Source organism: Rheinheimera sp. (assembly GCF_036568245.1).
GTDB lineage: Bacteria > Pseudomonadota > Gammaproteobacteria > Enterobacterales > Alteromonadaceae > Alishewanella.
This window is the reverse complement of the sequence record NZ_DATCSY010000014.1, coordinates 1-2,318: the sequence shown is the minus strand read 5'-3', so window position 1 is coordinate 2,318 and position 2,318 is coordinate 1. Positions and strand designations below refer to the sequence as shown.

The 2,318-nt window shown below is 53.3% G+C and carries 2 protein-coding genes; both read left to right on the top strand.

Annotated elements, in window-relative coordinates; all coding sequences use genetic code 11:
• Positions 1-1,825, top strand: a 1,825-nt coding sequence (locus VIN66_RS00575) for an L-glutamate gamma-semialdehyde dehydrogenase (protein WP_331922180.1), incomplete at its 5' end; no start/stop codon positions are given.
• 165 nt (positions 1,826-1,990) lie between these two features.
• The coding region (locus VIN66_RS00570; protein ID WP_331922179.1) for a DUF3391 domain-containing protein at positions 1,991-2,318 on the top strand (328 nt) is incomplete at its 3' end.

The following is a 2,318-nucleotide window of genomic DNA, read 5'->3' as shown; positions in this document are numbered from 1 at the left end:
CTACTATGCAGCCCGTGCCGAAGAGTTGTTCGCACAGCCACAGCAAGCCCGTGGCGTGTTTTTATGTATCAGCCCGTGGAACTTCCCACTGGCGATTTTCTTAGGCCAGGTTGCTGCCGCTATTGTTGCCGGTAACACCGTGGTAGCTAAACCGGCTGAGCAAACCAGTCTGATTGCAATCCGCACTGTCGATATTATGCGCCAGTGTGGCATGCCAGAGCACGTCGTTCAGCTGGTTATTGCACCGGGACGTCAGGTTGGGGAGCACATTGTGCCTGACAGCCGCATTCAGGGCGTAATGTTTACCGGCTCTACCGAAACCGGTTGCTGGATCGCCCGTAAACTGGCAGAACGTGGTGGTGAGCCGGTGCCGCTAATCGCCGAAACCGGTGGCCAGAACTGTATGATTGTTGATTCTACTGCGCTGCCAGAGCAAGTGGTAGACGATGTAATTTCATCTGGCTTCCAAAGTGCCGGCCAGCGCTGCTCTGCACTGCGCGTATTGTTCCTGCAGGAAGACGTGGCAGATAAAATTATTACCATGTTAAAAGGCGCCATGGCCGAACTGCATGTTGGCGATCCACAATGGCTCAGCACCGATTTAGGCCCGGTGATTGATGCTAAAGCCCACGAGCGCTTAACCAGCCATGTGCAGTATCTGGCCGACAAAGCCACCTTGCATTATGAGTGCAAAATCCCCTCTGGTGACCGGCACTATTTCTTTGCGCCAAGGCTATATGAGATCGCTGATTTAACGGTATTGGAGCGCGAAGTGTTCGGCCCTGTGGTACACATTATCCGCTTTAAAGCAGATGAGCTGGATAACATTATCAACCAGATCAATGCGACAGGCTACGGCCTGACGATGGGCGTGCACAGCCGGATTGAACAGTTTACCCAGCGTATCGCCCGTGATATCAAAGCCGGTAATATTTACGTTAACCGTAATATGATTGGTGCTGTAGTCGGCGTGCAGCCATTTGGCGGTCGTGGTTTATCGGGCACCGGCCCTAAAGCAGGCGGGCCCTTGTATCTGACACGGTTAGTTAAAGACAATCTGGATGTCAGCTGTGCCCCCCTGGATGACACCAAGCGTCATCGCCTGCTGAGCGAAACGACCAGCAGCGCAGTGGCCTATGCTATGCCTGCAGCCATCAGTGCGCAGCAGCAATGGGCATTGCAGTCGATAAACCAACGCACTTCTGTATTGCGTCAGTTTATGGCTTCACTGGCATCAAATACCGTCGTCAACAAGCAAGAACCGGATTTAGACCAGATCTTAACCCTGGCCCAGCAAAAGCTGGCGCGGGTAGAACGTGAGCTGCAAAAGCCGATAGCCCTGCCCGGCCCAACCGGAGAAAGTAATGTACTGGTGCTGGATCCACGCGGTGTACTGGCATTGGTGCGTGACGAATCCGCGGCATTCAGCCACTGGTTACTGGCCATTATTACTGCGCTGGCAGCAGGTAATGCCGTGGTCACAGCAGTAGAAGATGCTGATATGGCCGAAGCAGAAGCCTGCATCAAAGCGCTGCAGCAAGCCGGCATGCCACAGCATCTGGTGTCTGTGGTGCGGCTGGACTGCCTGACGACTCTGCTGGCGCATCAGGATCTGGCAGGGGCGATGATCGATGTCAGCAGTGCAGTAAAACCTTTGTCTGCCGAACTGCTGGCAGCACGTGAAGGCGCGATACTGCCGCTGATCACAGCTCCGGCCGGGCCGCAGTTATTGCACCGTCTGGTGACAGAAAAAACCATCACCATTAACACTACAGCGGCGGGTGGTAATGCGTCACTGATGACGATAGCTGACAATATCGGCTGATACAGCCACAAGTGTAATGATAAAGCCCGCTGTTGCGGGCTTTATGCTATGGTATATACCGTGCTATCGCAGTATTATGACAAATCATCTCGTTGTTAATTTATAGTTAAGCCAATTAAGGTATACTACGCGGCTGATTGTGAAGTGGGCAGGGTTAGGCGGAAGATGGCATATCAGGAAGTACACATAGCCGATTTGCAGCCAGGCAGCTATGTGGTTCAGGTGTTACAACAAACCGGCGATGTCATCGTCAAACATGCCGGCTGGGTGCGCACATCCGCAGCTATAGAGCAGTTACGTCGCAAAGGCGTACAGGTTGTCCTGACCGATCCGGACAAAAAGCTTGAAGAGACTAAAACCCCATCAATAGCAGAAACAATCAGTCATGACGACGAACAGACGACCAGAGCCCTGTTCAGTGACGAATGGCCCAAAGCAGAGCGCGCATTAGCGCAAACGCAGAAAGTTCAGCGCCAGATGCTGGATGCGGTGC